Origin of the sequence: Nocardia farcinica (assembly GCF_029867845.1) — a bacterium.
GTDB lineage: Bacteria > Actinomycetota > Actinomycetes > Mycobacteriales > Mycobacteriaceae > Nocardia > Nocardia farcinica_A.
In genome coordinates, this window is sequence record NZ_JARWRU010000732.1 from 1 (window position 1) to 1,941 (window position 1,941).

The window sequence follows — 1,941 nt, forward strand, 5'->3', positions numbered from 1 at the left end:
CGGTCGGCGGGCAAGGCGAGCAGGGCCGCGTCGAGCACGCCGGTGCGCAACCCCTCCAGCAGCCGGGCGGTCTGGTCCTCCACGATCTGCGGCACCAGGGTGGGCAGCCGGTCGAGCAGCGGACCGAGCAGACCGGGCAGAATGTAGGGGGCCACGGTCGGGATGATGCCCATGCGCAACGGCCCGCCCAGCGCGGTGCCGGTGGCGGCGGCGACGAATCGGTCGGCCGCCTCCAGGGTGGCCAGCGCCTGCGGCAGCAACCGCATGCCCGCGGCCGTCACGAGCACCCGCCGGGTGCTGCGCTCGATCAGCTGCAATCCGAGCCCGTTCTCCAGCGCGGCGAGTGCCTGCGACAGTGTGGGTTGACTCACACCCAGACGCGCTGCCGCGGTGCCGAAATGGCGATGCTCGGCGATAGCCGCGAACGCACGCAGCTGTGACAGGGTTGGCTGATAAGTATGATCACTCACGCCTATCAGTCTAGTGCCACCCATCACCTTTACCTTTTGAAGGGTACTGGGCAAGATGGTTGACGAAGGCGTGAATCCACCGAATACATCGAGGAGAAAAGCATGGCTCTGCTGACCATCGGCGACCAGTTCCCCGCGTACAACCTCACCGCGGTGATCGGCGGTGACCTGTCGAAGGTCGACGCTCAGCAGCCCGACGACTACTTCACCCAGGTCACCAGCGACGACTACGCGGGCAAGTGGCGGATCGTCTTCTTCTGGCCGAAGGACTTCACCTTCGTCTGCCCCACCGAGATCGCCGCCTTCGGCAAGCTGAACGACGAGTTCGCCGACCGCGACGCCCAGGTGCTCGGCGTCTCCGTCGACAACGAGTTCGTGCACTTCCAGTGGCGCGCCCAGCACGAGGACCTCAAGACCCTCCCCTTCCCGATGCTGTCGGACCTCAAGCGTGAGCTGAGCGCCGCCACCGGTGTGCTGAACGCCGACGGCGTCGCCGACCGCGCCACCTTCATCGTCGACCCGAACAACGAGATCCAGTTCGTCTCGGTGACCGCCGGTTCGGTCGGCCGCAACGTCGACGAGGTGCTGCGCGTGCTCGACGCCCTGCAGTCCGACGAGCTGTGCGCCTGCAACTGGAAGAAGGGCGACCCGACCATCAACGCCGGCGAGCTGCTCGCCGCCAGCGTCTGAGTCGAACCCCGCCCCACACTCCACTCCACTCCCACCAGGGAGTCATCACATCCCCAGCCGCCCGCCGGACGGCGGCCCTACGCGAAAGAGGTCGAAAGAATGAGCATTGAGAACCTGAAGAACTCCCTCCCCGAGTACGCCAAGGACCTCAAGCTCAATCTGTCCTCCATCGCACGGACCACCGTGCTGAACGAGCAGCAGCTGTGGGGCACCCTGCTCGCCTCGGCCGCCGCCACCCGCTCGGCCACCACGCTGCGCGAGATCGCCGAGGAAGCCGCCGACGTGCTGTCGGAGGAGGCGTACAACGCCGCCCTCGGCGCGGCCTCGATCATGGGCATGAACAACGTGTTCTACCGGGGCCGGGCGTTCCTGGACGGTCGCTACGACGACCTGCGGGCGGGCCTGCGCATGCAGATCATCGGCAACCCGGGCGTGGACAAGGCCGACTTCGAGCTGTGGTCCTTCGCGGTCTCCTCGATCAACGGCTGCGCGCACTGCCTCGAGGCGCACGAGCACACCCTGCGCGAGGCGGGGGTGTCCCGTGAGGTGATCTTCGAGTCCCTGCGCGCCGCCGCGATCGTGGCAGGCGTCGGCCAGGCCGTGCAGTCCACCGAGGCGCTCGCCGCCGCGGCGGTCTGATCCGGTCACCGCTCTTCGAGCACACGAAGGGGCGCCCCCCCCCGCGGCCGCGCCGGGCCGGGGGGGTGGACAAAGAGAGGGGGAGAGAAAAAAACCCGCCCCCCCCCCCCGCCCCCGGCCGGGGGGGGGGGGGGGGCGCGGG

The 1,941-nt window shown here is 68.6% G+C and carries 3 protein-coding genes; 2 read left to right on the forward strand and 1 reads right to left on the reverse strand.

The window, feature by feature from the left end:
* The coding region (locus tag QH283_RS15965; RefSeq protein ID WP_280503777.1) for a LysR family transcriptional regulator at nt 1-470 on the reverse strand (470 nt) is incomplete at its 3' end.
* A 102-nt stretch (nt 471-572) separates the two neighbouring features.
* Here QH283_RS15965 and QH283_RS15970 point away from each other — a divergent pair.
* The gene (locus tag QH283_RS15970) at nt 573-1,160 is read left to right on the forward strand and encodes a peroxiredoxin (RefSeq protein ID WP_280503778.1); all 588 of its coding nucleotides are present in this window, start codon (nt 573-575) and stop codon (nt 1,158-1,160) included.
* Between the two features lie 99 nt (nt 1,161-1,259).
* Nucleotides 1,260-1,799, forward strand: coding sequence for a carboxymuconolactone decarboxylase family protein (locus tag QH283_RS15975; RefSeq protein ID WP_280503779.1), 540 nt, complete (start codon nt 1,260-1,262; stop codon nt 1,797-1,799).
* Nucleotides 1,800-1,941 lie beyond the last annotated feature (142 nt).

What these genes read in the sequence shown, in the direction of transcription:
- QH283_RS15970 (WP_280503778.1), top strand. Translation starts at nt 573, where the DNA reads ATGGCTCTGCTGACCATCGGCGACCAGTTCCCCGCGTACAACCTCACC.
- QH283_RS15975 (WP_280503779.1), top strand. Translation starts at nt 1,260, where the DNA reads ATGAGCATTGAGAACCTGAAGAACTCCCTCCCCGAGTACGCCAAGGAC.